Genomic DNA, 17,191 nt, shown 5'->3' on the forward strand with positions numbered 1-17,191 from the left:
TAATATATCTATATTTGATATATGGAGGTATTAATAATGGCAAGAAAACAACTCCAAAATTTAACAGAGCCTATGTATTATATCCTTCTTAACTTGATTAAGCCGATTCATGGATACGGGATAATGAAAAATATAAAAGAAATGACAGAAGGTAGAGTGAAGGTAGGAGCAGGAACTTTATATTCACTTTTATCTAGATTTGAAAAAGAAGATATTGTTATGAAAGTATCTACAGAAGAGAGTAAAAAGATATATGAACTAACAGATAAAGGAAGAGATTTATTAAGACAAGAACATATTAGATTAAAACAGTTAGTGGCAGATGGCAATTTGATGTTGGGAGATGATAAAAATGAGTAAAGACACCAAGAAAGTTATTAGATTCACTTCTATTACAGAGTATAAAACTCTAGAGAAATATCTTGAAAAGAAAGCAGCTATGGGGTTAATGCTTTCTGAGATTAAGAGGAATACTCTTGTGTTCAAGAAAACTGCTCCCAGAGATATAACATTTAATGTCAGTCTTTTTTATCATACAACCCCATTTGATTATCCAAACTATGAGGAAGAAAAAGATTATAGAGAGTTATGTGAAGATAGTGGATGGGAATATTGTACAAGTAATGAATTATATCAGATCTTTTATAAAGAGAAGAATGTAGATGCCGTACCAATACATACTGATAGTGAAGAAGAATATAGAATAATTAAGAATATATTTCTAAAAACAGATTTTATAGGTATGCTAGTTATAGCTCTAATGTTAGTTATGGGGTTTATTCAAGCACTAAACTTTGATTATAGTGATTTGTTTAGTAATATTTCATTATTTGTTATAATATCACCTGCTTTTTTATTACTGATTATTTTGTTTTTGTATATTCCAACACTAATCTGGTTCATAAGAAATAAGATTAATGTAGCTAGAGGTAAAGATTTGGTTTATATATCGTATAGAACCAAGTTGGTTTTAACGGTAATGACATGGAGTTTGATTGCGGTATATATAATTTGCACTTTTTTAGCTGTTACTGATGGTTATAAAAATATTAAGGGAGTAATAGCTTTTATTCCTGCCATTGTTTCATTTATAGTTGGAAGGTATTGTTATAAAAGAATCAAAACAAAGAAAAACACCCGTAAACATAATATTATATTCGTTTTGACGGTTAGTATAATAACTGCTATTATTTTTACTTCTAGTATTACAATGAGCATCATGCTTACTTTTAGAAGTTTTGAAAACAATGATGATGTTCCTGAAGAAATAAAAGTTTTAGAGCTTTCAGATTTTGGTACCATGGATGAGCCAAAAAGGTTTCATACCCATGAAAAATCAAGTATATTGGTTCCTGTATATATAGATTATTATGAAAGCCTTGGAAGAAAAGCTGACAAGAATGAAATTATGACTGTAAGTACTATATACATTAAATGTAGAAATAAGAGTATAGCAGATTATGTCTTTGATGGATATATGGAAAAACAAAAAAAGCGATCAGAAAAGAGAATATTAGAATATAAAGAGTACGGTGATTTAGAAAAAGCTAAGGAAGAAGAAAGTAATATCAGTAGACTACATAATGATTTATGGGAAGTGGACAGAGGTTACTATTTATGGAATAATAAATCAGAAATTATCATTCAAAAAGATAATATTATATATATCCTTGATAGCGACGTAGATTTTTCTGAAGAAGAAATAATAAATATTTGTAAACAAAAATTACGTTTTTAAATGGTGTTTATAATATATAATTGATAGCTTTTTTATTATTATTTAATACTTAACTAGGGTTAATATGTTTGGTGAAATTTAATAAAGATGCAGAGACATCAATGGACTTTGCATCTTCATATATTAGCATGATTCATAACTACAAATTTTATATAAGATTCTTATTAAATATAAGTGATTTTTATTAGAGTGAGTTAGCTTTTAGATAATCCAATAATGTATCAACTGTAGTGAAAGCCAAACCTGTTACAGTGTCCGCACATCCATAATATAATACTATCCTTCCAGTATCAGCATCTGTTAGTGCGGCACATGGGAATATAACATTTGGTACGTCACCGATGCATTCATAATCTGTTGTTGGTGTCATTATATAGTCTTTTGATCTGTATTTTACCTTCCATGGTTCATTGATATCAAGTAATGCACAACCCATCCTATAGACAAATCCATTACATGTAGTAATTACCCCGTGATATATCAATAACCATCCTTCATCTGTCTCAATAGGAATTGGTCCAGGACCTATCTTTGTAGACTGCCAAGCTGAATCATTACCAGGTATAGTAGCCATAACATGACGGTGGTGACCCCAATATTCCAAATCATTACTTTGACTATAATAAATATCTCCAAAAGGTGTATGCCCATTGTCGCTAGGTCTACTGAGCATAGCATATTTTCCGTTAATCATTCTTGGGAAAAGTACACCGTTTCTATTAAAAGGAAGAAATGCATTTTCCATTTGGAAGAATTCCTTGAAATCAAATGTATAACCTATACCTATTGTAGGTCCATGATATCCGTTACACCAAGTTATGTAATATCTATCTTCTATAAAACAAATCCTTGGATCATAACGAAATTCTTTTTTTAATAATTCAGTATTGTCACTTTGAAAAACGATAGGTTCATGCTCGATTTCCCAATTAACACCATCTTTACTAAAACCCGCAAAAATATCCATACTAACTGATTTGCTATCACAGCGAAAAGCACCTGCATAACCATCTTTGAATGGTACAACCGCACTATTAAATACACTATTAGATGAAGGTATAGCATTTCGTTTGATTATAGGGTTACTTTTATACCTCCATATAGGCATTTCATAACCTTCAGGTTTTTCCTGCCATGGAATGTTAGATAAACTATTTCCAATAATTTTTGCCATTAGTATGTCCCCCTTACTTTATTTATTTAATATTTATGGCAAGGGTCAACTATAAGCTCTAATCTTTAATGATAATGACTTCTTTAAAAGATTATTGACTTAACCTTAACACTTGCCATAAAAGATTATTAAAATAATTTGTCACATATAATAGGATGTTTTATTTACTGAATTCATCAACTTGCTTTTGAGCTTCAGTAATTATTTTTTCGAATCCTGCAGCGTTCAGTTCATCTGTTATTTTTTTAGTTAATTCCATTGGATCTTTTGCTCCTGTTAATAATTCACTTCTGTATTTTAGATATATAGCTCTACATTCTGCTAATTCTGTTTCGATACTTGATGTATTTAAACTAAAACCTATTAAAACTGAAGGAGTAGCATTAGCATTTAATTCTTTTACTTCATCCCATTGGTTGAATGAGCTAGTATCTTCTTGGGATACATTGAAGAAAGTACCTTGTGTATATCCAGCCATTGTCCAATCAGAGTTGAACTTATGCACTTTTCCGTCATCAGTATACTCAAAGTTTTCACCTTCAAGTCCATAGTAGAATGCATCTCTCACATATGAATCCTTATTCATTAATTCAATAAGTTTCAAACATTTTTCAGGATATTTAGTACCTGAATAAATACCGTTAAGTGAACCACCAACTGTTGTATTTGATACAATGGTATCTGTGAATTGTACTGCTTCTGCTTCTATACCTGTATTAGGTCCCCATGTTGTTTTTGCAGCTGATGGCCATCCTTGTGCAATAAATGCAACTCTGTATCCAGATTGCTCATCAAGTGCTGGTGCATCAGCATTGATTATACCTTCTTTATACCACTCATGTAATATACTTAATTCATCAAGTATATCTTGTTGTTCTAAAGTGTTAACAACAGTTCTTTTATCATCGTCATAACGAACTCCTAATGTTGGTAGACCTGCTTGCATAGTATCATAGTTGAAAAATACATAATCCAAACCATTTTTATATAATTTGAAAGGTGCAACATTTTCACCGTCTCTTATTTCTCTGAAAACATCAGTTAACTGGTCAAGAGTTTTAAGATTTTTAATATCTATACCATATTTATCAACCATAGCAGTATCCCATACTAAGTATTGTGTTGCTGAACTATCTTTATATGTTGGTACAGAATATATTTTCCCGTCTACAGAAACTGCATCCCAGTAATCTTTTGGAATATAATTGTATAGATCAGGAGTAACTGTTTTTACTAATTCTGAAATATCTTTAAATGTACCTAATGAAACTTCTGTATTATATCTTGCTTCATTGGTGAAGAGAATATCAAAGTATTCGCCTGAGTTGACGATCAAACTCTTTTTATCATCCCATTCACCCCAAGGAATTACACTTACATCAACATGAGCCCCAATTTTTTCTTCTAAATATTCATTAATATGTTTTTGCCACTTATCATAATTTGTTGGCATTCCATTACCTACTGTGTACCATTTAAGAGTTGGAATATTCTCTTTGCTGCTGTCGTTATTTTCTTCTTGTGAAGTTTGACCATCTGTATTATTATCTTTCGTGTCTGTCTTTTTTGCACAACCTGCAATAGTCACTAGCATTGTAATTAATACTACCCATAAAAATAACTTATTTCTTTTCATATGTTTTTCCTCCTTTTTTTGAAATAGACATATTCGTCTATTAGATAATTAGATTATATATATAATATTATAGAAGCCTTTGTTTCAACTAATATAATATGATATATCACTGTTAACCTTTTACTGCACCAATAGTTAATCCTGTTATAAAATATTTTTGGAAGAATGGATAGATACAAGCGATTGGTAAAGCAATTATTATCGCAATAGCCATTCTAACCCCTTCTTTTGGCATCTGGTTTTTATATTGTTGTAAAGATACTCCCGCTGTAGGATTATTAGCTAGATATTCAATATTCTTTTGTATGTTATTCAATAATGCCTGCAAGGAAAGCAAGTCTGAATCATTTATGTATAAAGATGATAAAAACCAGTCATTCCAATATCCAAAGCTTAAGAATAGACTTATGGTAGCTATTACTGGTTTGGATATAGGTAAAACGATACTGATGAAAATGTTAAATTGTGAAGCTCCATCTATCCTAGCAGATTCAATAATAGATTCTGGTATTGTCGTTCTAAAGAATGTCTTACATATGATAACGTTGAAAGAGCTAACTGCTAATGGTAATATCAAACTCCAAATAGAGTCCTTTAATCCAAGAAAGTTGGTATATACTACATAAGTAGCAATCATTCCACCGTTGAATATCATTGGTATAAACACTATCCAAGTCAAAAATCCTTTTAATTTATAATCAGGTCTTGATAATACATATCCCATTGTCGTAGTAAGGATAACACCGATTATAGTTCCTAGGCATGTAACTAGAATTGATATGAATAATGCTTTTAGGATAACATCTGCTTCTTGGTATAAAAACATGTATGCATCCATTGAAAATTCTTTTGGTATTAAATGATAACCGTATCTTGCTAATGATTTTTCAGATGTTATGGATATCATGAATACGAATACAATAGGAGCAATACTTATAATCGAAGTTATAATGAAAATAATGTTAAATATGACATTGGAAGATTTTTTAATTCTATTAAACTTTAGTATTTCTTCTTTTTCGTGCTTCTTTTTAGACATAATGTTCAATCCTCCATTCTATATGATAGCATTTTCATTATCTATTTTACGTACAATCCAATTTGCAAGTAGAATAGTAATACAGCCGGTTACTGATTGAAAGAAAGTTGCTGCTGCAGTCATTCCTATTGGAGAAGCGGAACGAAGTGCAGTATATACATATGTATCAAGAGTAGATGCTACATTATATAATGAGCCTGGAATACCTCTTGTTATCTGATAGAATAATCCGAAATCCGAATTAAGTATACGACCAACATTAAGAATAAACATCATGATAACAATTGTTTTGAGTGATGGAAGAGTTATGTATTTTATCTGCTGCCATTTAGAAGCACCGTCAATAACAGCTGCTTCATATAATTGTGAACTTATTCCTGCGATGCTTGCCAAGTAGATTACCATGTTGTATCCAACAGTTTTCCATAATTGCATAAATATTAGAATGTAGGGCCAATATTTAGATTCCATGTACCATTTGATAGTATCGTTGCCAAATAATGATAAAACATTATTGAATACACCTTTATCCATACTTAAGAAAGCATATACGAAATAACTGACTACAACCCATGACATGAAATGAGGGAAGAACATCATGGTTTGATAAGTTTTAGATTTTCTTTTGCTATATATAAGGCTTATCATAATTGCTAAAGTAACAGGAACTATAATTCCCAAAATGATGAAGATAAGATTATATCCTATTGTATTTCTAAGTAAAACGAATATTGTATTTGACTTAATAAGATATCTAAAATTATCAAAGCCAACCCATTCACTATTAAATAAGTTATAGAGAAATCCTTTGCCAGGAAATGTGACATATTTTTTAAATGCTATAATTATTCCAAACATAGGAAGAAAACTAAATAATATATACCATATTAAAGTAGGAGTTGCTAACAATGTTAATTCAAAATCATCTTTTCGCCATTTTCTTTTTATACTTTTCTGCTTTTTCTGTTTCTTTGTTCCCTTAACCATTACCATAAACCATTTTCTCCTCTCCATATTTTTATCATAGTTATACTTTAACATATTTAATAAAAAAATACAACGTTTTTTAACATTTTCAAGCTTTTGGTTGTTGAATATGCTTATAATATACGATTTTTTAGGGGGTTTTAGGTATAAAATTAATAATTAAAATTAAACTTATTGGGTTAATTAACGTTTACTTTAATAAAATGTTAAAATAATGTTAACTTAAAATGTTAACATTTATGGGGGCTGGACTAGTTTTTTAGTAAAATAATAGAATAATTAACATGATACAATTGTTGTACTCTTTTTGTCATTATGCTATAATCTATAAAGTAATTGTTAATACTAAAAATTAATATCATGAGTATTAATGTATTTCATGATATTGAACATATTTGATATAATAATGTTAAAAGATTATTAATTCATATGTTAAATAACGTATTGAATAGGGGCTGTATAAATGAAAAAAATAACAATGCAAACTATAGCAGACCAACTTAATATATCTCGTGTAACTGTTTGGAAAGTCCACAACAACTATCCAGGAGTTTCAGATTCGTTACGCAAGAAAATATTAGATAAATCTAGAGAGTTAGGCTATGAAAAATTACGGGCTACTGATGACGAAGAGGATTATAATATTGAGATTCCTAATAATTCTAATGTAGAAAAAACAACTATCTCCGTAATTGTATGTCGTCCTGAATCATCAATTTTCTGGATGGATATAATTCATAATATAGCAAAAACCTTATCGTTGCTTAACATAAACTTAATGTATACATATCTTCCTACCAAAGTGGGCAAGGATTATAAATTACCAGATATTTTAGTTGATGGAACAGTACAAGGTACCATCGTACTTAATGTATATGATTATAATATATTGTCATTGATAAATAATCTTGAAATACCAAAAGTATTTTTGGATATGGTACCAACAATACCAGTGTCAAAGCTTACTGGAGATTTGGTTTTACTGGAAGGTTATCATGCCATATTTAACATAACTGAAAACATTATCAAAAAAGGAAGAAAAGAAATAGGATTCATTGGTGATATAAATTATGCTGTAACCAATCATACTAGATACGAAGGCTATGTTGCAGCAATGGAAAAAAATGATCTAGCCATCAATAAAGATTTTTGCCTTACTCATAGTATAGGGATATATTCATATGCTGAAGAGATAAATGATTTTCTATCTAAACTTGATAAATTACCAGAAGCTTTTGTTTGTGCTAGTGATTTCATTGCTAATTTTGTACTGGATTATCTTAAGAGAAATAACTATAGTGTTCCTAAGGATATTGCAATCTCTGGGTATGACGATAGTAGAGAATATACTCATCTGTCAGGAGATTTGACTACTGTTCAAGTGAGAAACGCTGCATTGGGAGAGAGGCTTGTCAGACAGCTGTTATATAGAATAGAACATCCTGACTATCCTACTGAAACAATTAACATTCAACCTAAGATTCTTTTTAAGAAATCTACAGATTTTTAAACAAACCACACCAGGTCATTCATACACTATTATTGTGTTGAATGACCGTTTTTTTAATTGCTGATAATGTTATAGTCTTTTGGTTAGGTTTTGATTTTTCAACATTGTAATACAATGAAAAAGCATATAAGTTGAAAATTAAAGATTTATCTTTTGTTATATTTTGTATATAATTAATTTAGAAATATTTATTTCATTTTAAAAATAATAATTACAGCATGTTAATGAAGCAGGTAGTGTAAAGTAGCCTATGAAAAACAAAAACAAAAAATAATTAAGCCTTAAAAGAAAAAAAGGTAACAGAAATAGCTCTTGGTAACTTACGCCACCCTTGACAGCACCATTAAACAATGCTTAAAAATGGTGCCGACGGTGAAAAACTCAAGAGCAGATAGACCTATCCCGTCGTAATCATGGCATTGTAGCATTGTTTAATGATGCTATCAAGGGCATGTCCCTGCGGGATGGCTGTATCAGTGCCTCTGGTTCAAAATCTAAGAACAGATAGATTGTTGCTCTTGTAAATGAAGAATGGTTTTTTGACCAAGGTATATAAGGAGTTGCCATTTTCCAGGCATGTTATCAGCTTTGGAGAGCAAATTAACCCTATTCAAAGGCTTTTTATAGCAAGTAACTTTATGGGGACGTAGGAAATTGTAATAAGCTACCCATAAAGACAAGGCATAATTAGCACCATCATAATTATCGTAACCATTGGTTATACGATAAGAAGCTTTAAAAGTTCGGTTAAGGCGTTCTACAATCTGCTTGAATGGGCGAAACTTTTTAGAAACTTCGTCATCATTGGAAAGACCTATTACCTGAGTGATATCAAACTTAAGAGGATCTTTCTCACGGAGAGCGAATTGTTGAGAAGCTAAAGGATAAGCGCTATAGCCATCAGCAATAAAACGAAATTTATCAGGAAGCTTTTTAAGATTGCGAAAAGCCATACGCATAGCAAGGATACAAGGACCTACGCCACGATTATCAGATACCCTGTAACCAAGGATAGAACGAGAAACAGCATCCATAATGAACCAAACATAACCTTTGATACCACGGACTTTGATATAAGTTTCATCAGCTATCATAGTAGAGAAATGGTTGTAATTATAATTATCAACAAAAGGTTTAATAAGAGTAGCAGCGGAATGAGCATAGTTAGCAACCATAGTATGAGAGATATCAATACAATGAATGTCTTTTAAAGCCTGAGCAGTTTTTCTTAAAGATAGTCCAAGGTTTACATGATAAGACAAACAAAGTCCCATGATATAAGCACTTTTACTACGGAATTTAAAAGAAGAAGCATTTTTAGGAAGAGAATCCAAATCCATAGCAAAAAAATCTACAGAGAATTCACGGTAGATATAGCGTAGTTTATACTTATAGCGATCAGAATGTTTTACGTCATTAGGTAATTTACTCACATTGGATATATAATAAGAGCACTTATTATTAATGCACTTATGTACATTAAAATGTTTCCTATCTTTTTTTGCAACAAGAGAATGATTGCAATAAGGGCATTTAAGAACAAGAGGAGAAGAAACTTGTTCACCCGTAACAAAAGTTTTTTGGCAAACTTTACACTTAAATTGGCCTTTACCACCATTATTATCGTAAATATATTGCTGTGGAGCACCACATAAAGGGCAAATGGTATCGTTAGGAACATTACGGATTTTACCTTTTTGAGTCCTAACAGGTTTTAAAGGTTTACCATAACGAAGAAGATAGTATTCAGTCAAAAATTGCCAATCTTGTTTAACAAAGCGTTTAATAATAGGTAGTTTATCGGTCTTGAATTTCTGATACTTAGGTGAATGAGCATCATCAAAAGCCCATTGCTTAAGAGGAATAAATTTAGAGATGAAAAGAAGTAACCAAGAAATTTGTTGATTTTGGTATTGAATTATATTAAGTAAATAAGTTATAATTGAAGGCATAGCAATGACATCCTTTCAGGAATTTTTGGTGTGTTGGAACTTCAATTATAACTGAAAATAGGGGGTCATTGTTATTTTATTGCAAAAAACTGTGAAACCCTTGATAAATAAAGAATTTAAACAAATAGTGTAGTGTTAAACTTTACACTACCATGAAGCAAAGAGGAGAAGAGAAATGAAAAATATATTAATGATTATTTGTGACCAATTAAGTGCTACTGCACTTAAAGCATATGGCAATGATTATGTTAAGGCGCCGAACATTGATAGTTTATCTGATAATGGTGTTACATTTGAGAATGCTTATACATCCTGTCCTTTATGCCAACCTGCAAGGGCATCTTTTTGGAGTTCTAAATATCCACATCAAACGAAGGTTCTTAGTAATTTACCTGATCAAGGGTTTGATACATTCTCTACAGAGATTGAAACACTAGGAGATCTATTCAGTAAAAATGGTTATGATTGTGTACATATAGGTAAAAGACATGACTATGGAGCTTTGCGAGGTTTTAAAATAATGGATTATGAGCAGATAAAGAGTGAAAGAGATAATCCTGCTATAACGGTTAATTACGAGACATTTTACGATGAAGATACAACTAGAAAAATGATTCATTATCTAAAAGAAGAGGCTTCTGATAATCCATTTTTAGCAGTTGCAGATTTGCAAAATCCACATAACATATGTTCATATATTGGTGAAAACGAATTAGGACATAAGGACTTTGGTATTAATGAAGATGAGTTGCCTCAGTTACCAGATAATTATAATTTTGATGATGCACTTAATCGTCCAGAATTTATACAATATATGTGCTGTAGTCATAGACGTCAGAGCCAGACAATTCATTGGGGAGAAGATGATTTTAGACACTATCTATATGCCTATTACCATTACATCGGTGTTGTGGATAAACAGATAGGTAAGATACTGAAAGCTCTAGAAGAATCAGGAAAGAAAGATGACACTATGATAGTATTGTTTGCAGATCATGGTGAAGGAATGGCATCTCACCGTTTGGTTACAAAGTATGGTGCTTTCTATGAAGAAACTAATAGGGTTCCTCTTATTTTTTCAGGGAATAATGTAAAGGGAAATAGAAAGGTTGATGGATTGGTTTCACTTCTTGATATATATCCAACACTAGCTGATTATGCAGGCATAACAACTTATAAGAAGGAAGAGGGTATAAGTCAATATAAACAGATTATCGGAGAGAGTGATACTGCAGATAACGAATATGTAAGTGCTCAATGGTATGATGAATATGATGGTTACATAGTTCCAGGTAGGATGTACCTTGATAAGGATTATAAATATACGGTATATCGAGAAGATAACAGCGAAGAGTTGTTTGATATGAAAAATGATAGATTAGAAAATATAAATCTAGCTGTGAAATCAGAATATAAACATATTCTAGAACAATATAGGGATAAGCTTAAGAATCACATAGAGAAGACTAATGATAATTTCTTTAGCCTTAAGAGTGAATACGATAAGAAATATAGACAGCATAAGCCTGGTATGGAAAATCACACTGGACCTAATGCTGTACTGGATTATTCGGAAAGATTAAAATAGAAAAAATAGGTTGGTTTTTAAATAATAGCTTAGGTGTAAATATTAATATTTTTATACAATACTTGGATATCATTATAAACGCAACTAAATAAGGTAAGAAGTTAAGTTTTTGAGCAAGATAATTTTATTGATATATAAAGTCATAAAATGGGGCAAAGATGAACTTATATATTTTTTTTAAATTAATAAAAAACTAAGCTAAAGTTATCATAAAACATTAATAGCTTTAGCTTGATTTATAATAAGTATAAAATATATTATATGTTAACTAAAGTTTGTATTAAAGCCTAAACTTTTTATATAAAGATAAAAGTATACAAAATAAAATTAATGATATACTTCCAATAATAGTAAACTGTTGAGCTATAGTAATATAATCATAAATAATAATTGAAAATCCAATTCCTATTAAATTAAAGATTTTTACAATAGCATCAGCAAAAGCAGTTCCTCTGCCCCTTGTCTCTATATCAATTTCTTTCTGGGATAAAGTTATCCAAGAAATCATTATTAGTGCTCCAAAAGCTCCGTATAAAAATAATAAAACAAACGTTAAAAATACAGAATTTATTACTCCTAATAATATTACAAATATAATACTAAATAAAACTCCGATTTTTAAACCTTTCTTTTCGTTGATTTTTGTTGGTGTATAATATATTATTGCCTGACCGACTATAGTACCTATTAAAAAAATAGATTGTATTTGTCCTAATAATTGACCACCGTTATTTAAATATTCTTTTACATACACCACGAGCTGTGGAAAAATAACCCCATCACACATTGTAACTAATCCGAAAAAAAATAAACTTGTTGCTAGAATTCGATTATCTTTATATATTTTTATACCACATTGTAATTTTGTAATATAACTTTCTTTGGCATTAACTGATTTAGAACTATCATAAATATATTTTAATTCATGTATGGATATAATTATAAATATACAAATTAAAAAAGTTAGTAAATCAAAAACGAACAAATATCTAAACAAAATTATTTCGCTTACAAATCCGGCTATTACCATACCTATAGCTCTTCCTAATTTATTAGTTAGTGAATAGATACTGTTTATTTTTATTAAATTGTCCTTATTATTAACCAATTCTGGCAAAATAACTATTGAGCTCGTTCTGAAAAATAAACTTATAGTAGCTAAAATAAAATTTCCAATAAAATATAACCATGCATTCCCAGGAATAATTATAAGAAATAAAAGAATAATAATGCTAACCAAATTAGACTTTATTAAAATATCTCTCTTATTACTATTATCCACTCTTACTCCAATAAAAGGTCCAAATATAACAGATGGAATAACACCAGCTAAAAAAACTATTGCAGCATATTTACCTGATGAAGTAATATTATATGTCATAATTGACATTGCTATTTTTGTAAATGAGTCACCTAATCCTGATAAAGACGTTGCAATAATCCATCTTATAATAATACTATCAAATTTTCTCACTTTTACACCTGCCACTTTTTAATAATTTAAAGTAACTTATACATTCTTCATATTCAACATTAGTTTTCCCATCTCTACCAATAGAAGTGCAAGGATTGCATCTAGTATTTAATAATTCACATTCACTGCATGGAAAATAGTTATTGTAGTATTTAAAAGAATTAACCTCGTTAGCAACAATATCTAATAGTTTAACCTTTAGTATTTCAAAGTCTATTTCAGCGAATTTTAAATGTTTAATTTCATTGAATATATCTTTGTGATAAATTTTACACAAATTGAGTGTTGTATCACTATTAAGATATATTGTGTTTCTTTTGATGCCACATTCCCTAGATTTAAAAGGTAATGTTTTATTGTGTTTTTTTTCATAGTAAAGTCCACCAATGGGAGGTAAATGTCTAAGTATCAAATTAAATCCTTTATCATCCCATTTTACTCTGTTTTTATTGTATAAATTTATTAAAATATCTGTAATCTCAATCTCTCTCTCAAAGCTTAACTTTAATTCACTATCAATATCCTTTCTACCTGACATAAAATATCTAAATATTTGTAAACGATCTATTTCATTATTAGCTAATTCATCAACTAATTTTTCAATTTCATTTACATTCATTTTTGTTAATACTGTATTAATATAAATTTGAAAGTTACATTTAGGATTATTTTTTCTTAAATAAATTAGATATTTGATTGTTTTTAATTGATTATTAAGAACATCTTTTCCTCTAATCTCTTTTACAATTATTGGATTTAAACAATCAATACTTATAGTAATAAATTGTAGATTTTTATTTTCTAATACATTTATAAATTTCTTATCAAACAAATTATCTCCAGTGGAAATAAAACCAAATGGTTTATTTATATTATCACAAAAATCAAAAAAATTATTTGATATAGTTGGTTCGCCTCCACTTAGTGTTATACCATTTATATATTCATTATTATTTATTATGCTAATAAATTTTTTTAAATCTTCTTTATTAATTTCTTGAGACCAATTTTTCCTAGATTTTTTATTGTAACAGAATTTGCAATTCATTAAACATTTAGCGGTCATTGGCCACTTTAAATAATATTTATTCAAAACATTCCTCCTTAGATAAAATATATAACGTTATAAAAATATCGAATGCAATTATTAGTAATATATTCTATAGTAAATGTTTCCAACAATTAGGGTCTTCTCCTAAGTAATCACCATTTACATAATATGCTCTTGCCCTGCATCCTGCACATCTATCCTTTTCACTACAATCGCCACAATTGCCTTTTAGATTTCTATCTAATAAGTTATGAACAATAGAATTGTTTATAAATGCCTTTTCAATCTCTTCTTCAGTTTTATCTAATATATTAAACATTGGTAAATTTAGTAATGCACAAGGAGTCATATCTCCATTTGAATTTATATTAAAAGATATAGTACCAGCTGGACAAGTATCAATTTCTATAACACCATCTTCTTTTTTTCTGTAACGCTTTCTTGATAACCATTTCAAAGGTTCAATGCTTGAGACATCAATCCTATTACCATATTTATGATAAAGCTCATTTAGATTATCGCTAAATTTTCTTAGTGTTTTGGCATCCATCCATAACTCAGGCTTTTCTGAGGCTATACCAGATGGAAATACTGAAGAGAAACTAACTCTGTTTGCACCTAAAGATATTGCAAAAATAGTCATATCTTCCATTTCTTCTATATTATCTGGTAATATTGTTGATCGTATTGCTACTTGAAATGAAGATTCTTTAACTTCTGTTAATCTTTTCAAAGCAGATATTGCATATTCATACGCTTTATCATTATGTCTAAAACTATTATGTTTTGTTGGACTTAATGTATCGAGGCTAATTGAAAATGTAACTCTTTCAAATTTTAAAGTCTTAATATAATCAATAATATCATTGTCAATAAACGTTCCATTTGACATCAAAGTTATATGAGTAACATTTAATTCTCTAACTGATTTTAGAACTTTTTTGAACTGTTTGTGCATAAAAGTTTCTCCGCCAGAAAGAGTAATTTCTTTAAATGCTGGACTATACTTCCTTGTAAATTTGACAATTTTAATAATTTGATCTAATGGTAGATCGATTTTATCATCAAATGCACCTCTACAGTGTTCACATGACATATTACAATTCCCAGTTATTTCAATATGTATAGAAGAAAATTCAAAATTATAAATTGCTTTATCCGTTTCTACTTCGATAAATTTATAACTATTTTCACGATTCATTTTATCAACCAACTTTCTATAGTTATTATTAAAAATCTCATAGGAATATACAAAAGTGTATTCCTATGAGATAATTTTATGAACATCTATCGCAATAATCTTGTCCGGCTTTTATTCTGATTCTAGGCTTCTCAGTATTATTGCTTTTTGAATTTTGTTTGATTTCTCTTTTTTTCACAATTTCACCTCCATTTAAATATGTATTAAATTTAATACTTTATTTAATTAATTAGATCTACATAATAACATTATCACATTATAATATTTTTTTCAACATATTTTTTATTGATTTGAATAATTGTTTGGTTGGATTATATATATTTAATTTTTCCAACAATTTGGATCTTCTGCTAAATAATCTCCATTTACATAATGGGCTCTTGCTCTACATCCACCACATCTATTCTTTTCATTGCAACTTCCACAACTCCCTTTTAAATTTCTGTCTAATAAATTATGAACAATAGAATTATGAATAAATGCTTTTTCGATTTCTTCTATTGTTTTATTCAAGATATTAAACATTGGTAACCCTAATAGGGCGCAAGGAGTCATATCACCATTTGAATTTATATTAAAAGATAATGTTCCCGCTGCGCAACCCTCAATGGTAACAACCCCTTCTTCTTTATTGTAATGATCACCATTAGATATCCATTTTAGTACTTCATTACTTGAAACATCTATTACATTACAATATTTATTGTTCAATCTATGTAAATTAGTGCTGAATTCCTTTAATTTTTTTACATCCATCCACAATTCGGGTTTTTCTAAAGCTTTACCAGATGGTAATACTGATGAAAAACTTACTCTATCAACACCTAATTCAATTCCAAACTTCACCATATCTTCCATTTCATTTATGTTGCCTGGCAAAATTGTAGACCTTATTGAAACAAAAAAAGATGGTTCTTTATACTCAGCTAATTTCTTTAAAGCAGATATTGCATATTCATAAGCTTTATTGTGATGTCTAAATGCATTGTGCTTTTTTGCATCTAACGAGTCTAAACTTATTGAGAATATTACTCTTTCAAAATTTAAAGATTTAATATAATCAATAATGTTACTATTTAAAAATGATCCATTTGTAGTTAAAGTAAGATTTGGTATTTTTAAATCACTTACGCATTTAAGAACTTCTCTAAAATTTTTATGCATAAAAGGTTCTCCGCCCGAAAGCATAACTTCTTTTAAATCTGAACTATAAATTTTTGCAAATTTAATTACCTTGTAAATTTGTTCTACGGGTAAATCAACTCTTTTTTCAAACGCTCCTCTGCAATGTTCGCAAAACATATTACATTTTCCTGTTATTTCAAATTGTATATCAGAAAATCCAAAATTATATATGGCGTTATCAGTCTCAACTTCAATAAATTTGCAAATATTTTCGTTATTTTTCATTTTTATCCTCCAATTTATTTTTTATTCATTTGGGTCAAACATTATATGGCGAAATATTGTATTAATCTTTTGGTGAATTGTATTATTATAATATAAAGATATTTTAAATATTACTATAATTAATGAAATTAGTAAATTATTCAAACGGCTTAACTTAAGATATATAATTAATATTTGAAAATAGATGTTAATTAATTAATAAGTAATTATGTGAAAGCTTTATTTATAAACTTATATATATTTAATATGCTTAATAAGTATATTAAATTTGTTATAATTATAATAATTAATATATTTTATATTTTTACATAATTAAACACAAATGTCAAGTTTATTTGACAAAAAAATATATATTGTGAAATGAAATAAAAAAATTGTTATAATATAAATATTAATGAATGATTAATTTTATACAATCTATCTTTGTATAA

The 17,191-nt window shown here is 29.0% G+C and carries 13 protein-coding genes; 4 read left to right on the forward strand and 9 right to left on the reverse strand.

Annotated elements, in window-relative coordinates:
• The first annotated feature begins 36 nt into the window (after positions 1–36).
• Together HYG85_RS13695 and HYG85_RS13700 are read left to right on the forward strand one after the other, a co-directional pair.
• Positions 37–360 (forward strand): PadR family transcriptional regulator, encoded by a 324-nt coding sequence (locus HYG85_RS13695; RefSeq protein ID WP_113674101.1) that lies wholly within the window; start codon positions 37–39, stop codon positions 358–360.
• Positions 353–1,738, forward strand: a complete 1,386-nt coding sequence (locus HYG85_RS13700; protein WP_212690138.1) for a DUF2812 domain-containing protein — start codon at positions 353–355, stop codon at positions 1,736–1,738. Before HYG85_RS13695 ends, HYG85_RS13700 begins: the two co-directional genes overlap by 8 nt.
• A gap of 184 nt (positions 1,739–1,922) precedes the next feature.
• On the opposite strand, the gene HYG85_RS13705 is transcribed toward HYG85_RS13700, so the two are convergent.
• The 4 genes from HYG85_RS13705 to HYG85_RS13720 all read right to left on the reverse strand — a co-directional run bounded on the left by HYG85_RS13705 (position 1,923) and on the right by HYG85_RS13720 (position 6,580).
• Positions 1,923–2,912: a glycoside hydrolase family 130 protein gene (locus HYG85_RS13705; RefSeq protein ID WP_212690139.1), complete on the reverse strand. Its 990-nt coding sequence runs from the start codon at positions 2,910–2,912 to the stop codon at positions 1,923–1,925.
• A gap of 160 nt (positions 2,913–3,072) precedes the next feature.
• Positions 3,073–4,548 carry an ABC transporter substrate-binding protein gene (locus HYG85_RS13710; protein WP_212690140.1) on the reverse strand — a complete coding sequence of 492 codons (1,476 nt, stop codon included), beginning with the start codon at positions 4,546–4,548 and terminating at the stop codon, positions 3,073–3,075.
• Positions 4,549–4,660: 112 nt separating this feature from the next.
• The gene (locus tag HYG85_RS13715) at positions 4,661–5,587 is read right to left on the reverse strand and encodes a carbohydrate ABC transporter permease (protein WP_212690141.1); all 927 of its coding nucleotides are present in this window, start codon (positions 5,585–5,587) and stop codon (positions 4,661–4,663) included.
• A gap of 18 nt (positions 5,588–5,605) precedes the next feature.
• Positions 5,606–6,580, reverse strand: coding sequence for an ABC transporter permease (locus HYG85_RS13720; protein ID WP_330619079.1), 975 nt, complete (start codon positions 6,578–6,580; stop codon positions 5,606–5,608).
• Between the two features lie 457 nt (positions 6,581–7,037).
• On the opposite strand from HYG85_RS13720, the gene HYG85_RS13725 reads away from it, so the two are divergent.
• Entirely contained in the window at positions 7,038–8,084 is a 1,047-nt protein-coding gene (locus HYG85_RS13725; RefSeq protein ID WP_212690143.1) for a substrate-binding domain-containing protein, read from the forward strand.
• 494 nt (positions 8,085–8,578) lie between these two features.
• On the opposite strand, the gene HYG85_RS13730 is transcribed toward HYG85_RS13725, so the two are convergent.
• Entirely contained in the window at positions 8,579–10,036 is a 1,458-nt protein-coding gene (locus HYG85_RS13730; RefSeq protein ID WP_212690144.1) for a DDE-type integrase/transposase/recombinase, read from the reverse strand.
• A 175-nt stretch (positions 10,037–10,211) separates the two neighbouring features.
• On the opposite strand from HYG85_RS13730, the gene HYG85_RS13735 reads away from it, so the two are divergent.
• Positions 10,212–11,624, forward strand: a complete 1,413-nt coding sequence (locus tag HYG85_RS13735; protein WP_212690145.1) for a sulfatase family protein — start codon at positions 10,212–10,214, stop codon at positions 11,622–11,624.
• A gap of 280 nt (positions 11,625–11,904) precedes the next feature.
• Here the strand turns inward: HYG85_RS13735 and HYG85_RS13740 are convergent, their stop codons facing one another.
• The 4 genes from HYG85_RS13740 to HYG85_RS13755 all read right to left on the reverse strand — a co-directional run bounded on the left by HYG85_RS13740 (position 11,905) and on the right by HYG85_RS13755 (position 16,760).
• Positions 11,905–13,098, reverse strand: coding sequence for an MFS transporter (locus HYG85_RS13740; protein WP_212690146.1), 1,194 nt, complete (start codon positions 13,096–13,098; stop codon positions 11,905–11,907).
• Positions 13,085–14,191: a radical SAM protein gene (locus HYG85_RS13745; RefSeq protein ID WP_212690147.1), complete on the reverse strand. Its 1,107-nt coding sequence runs from the start codon at positions 14,189–14,191 to the stop codon at positions 13,085–13,087. Before HYG85_RS13745 ends, HYG85_RS13740 begins: the two co-directional genes overlap by 14 nt.
• A gap of 67 nt (positions 14,192–14,258) precedes the next feature.
• A complete protein-coding gene (locus HYG85_RS13750) occupies positions 14,259–15,350 on the reverse strand; it encodes a radical SAM/SPASM domain-containing protein (protein ID WP_212690148.1) in 1,092 nt (363 codons plus the stop codon).
• A gap of 321 nt (positions 15,351–15,671) precedes the next feature.
• Complete coding sequence (locus HYG85_RS13755; RefSeq protein ID WP_212690149.1) at positions 15,672–16,760, reverse strand: radical SAM/SPASM domain-containing protein; 1,089 nt, start codon at positions 16,758–16,760, stop codon at positions 15,672–15,674.
• Positions 16,761–17,191 lie beyond the last annotated feature (431 nt).

It is taken from the genome of Vallitalea guaymasensis (assembly GCF_018141425.1).
GTDB lineage: Bacteria > Bacillota > Clostridia > Lachnospirales > Vallitaleaceae > Vallitalea > Vallitalea guaymasensis.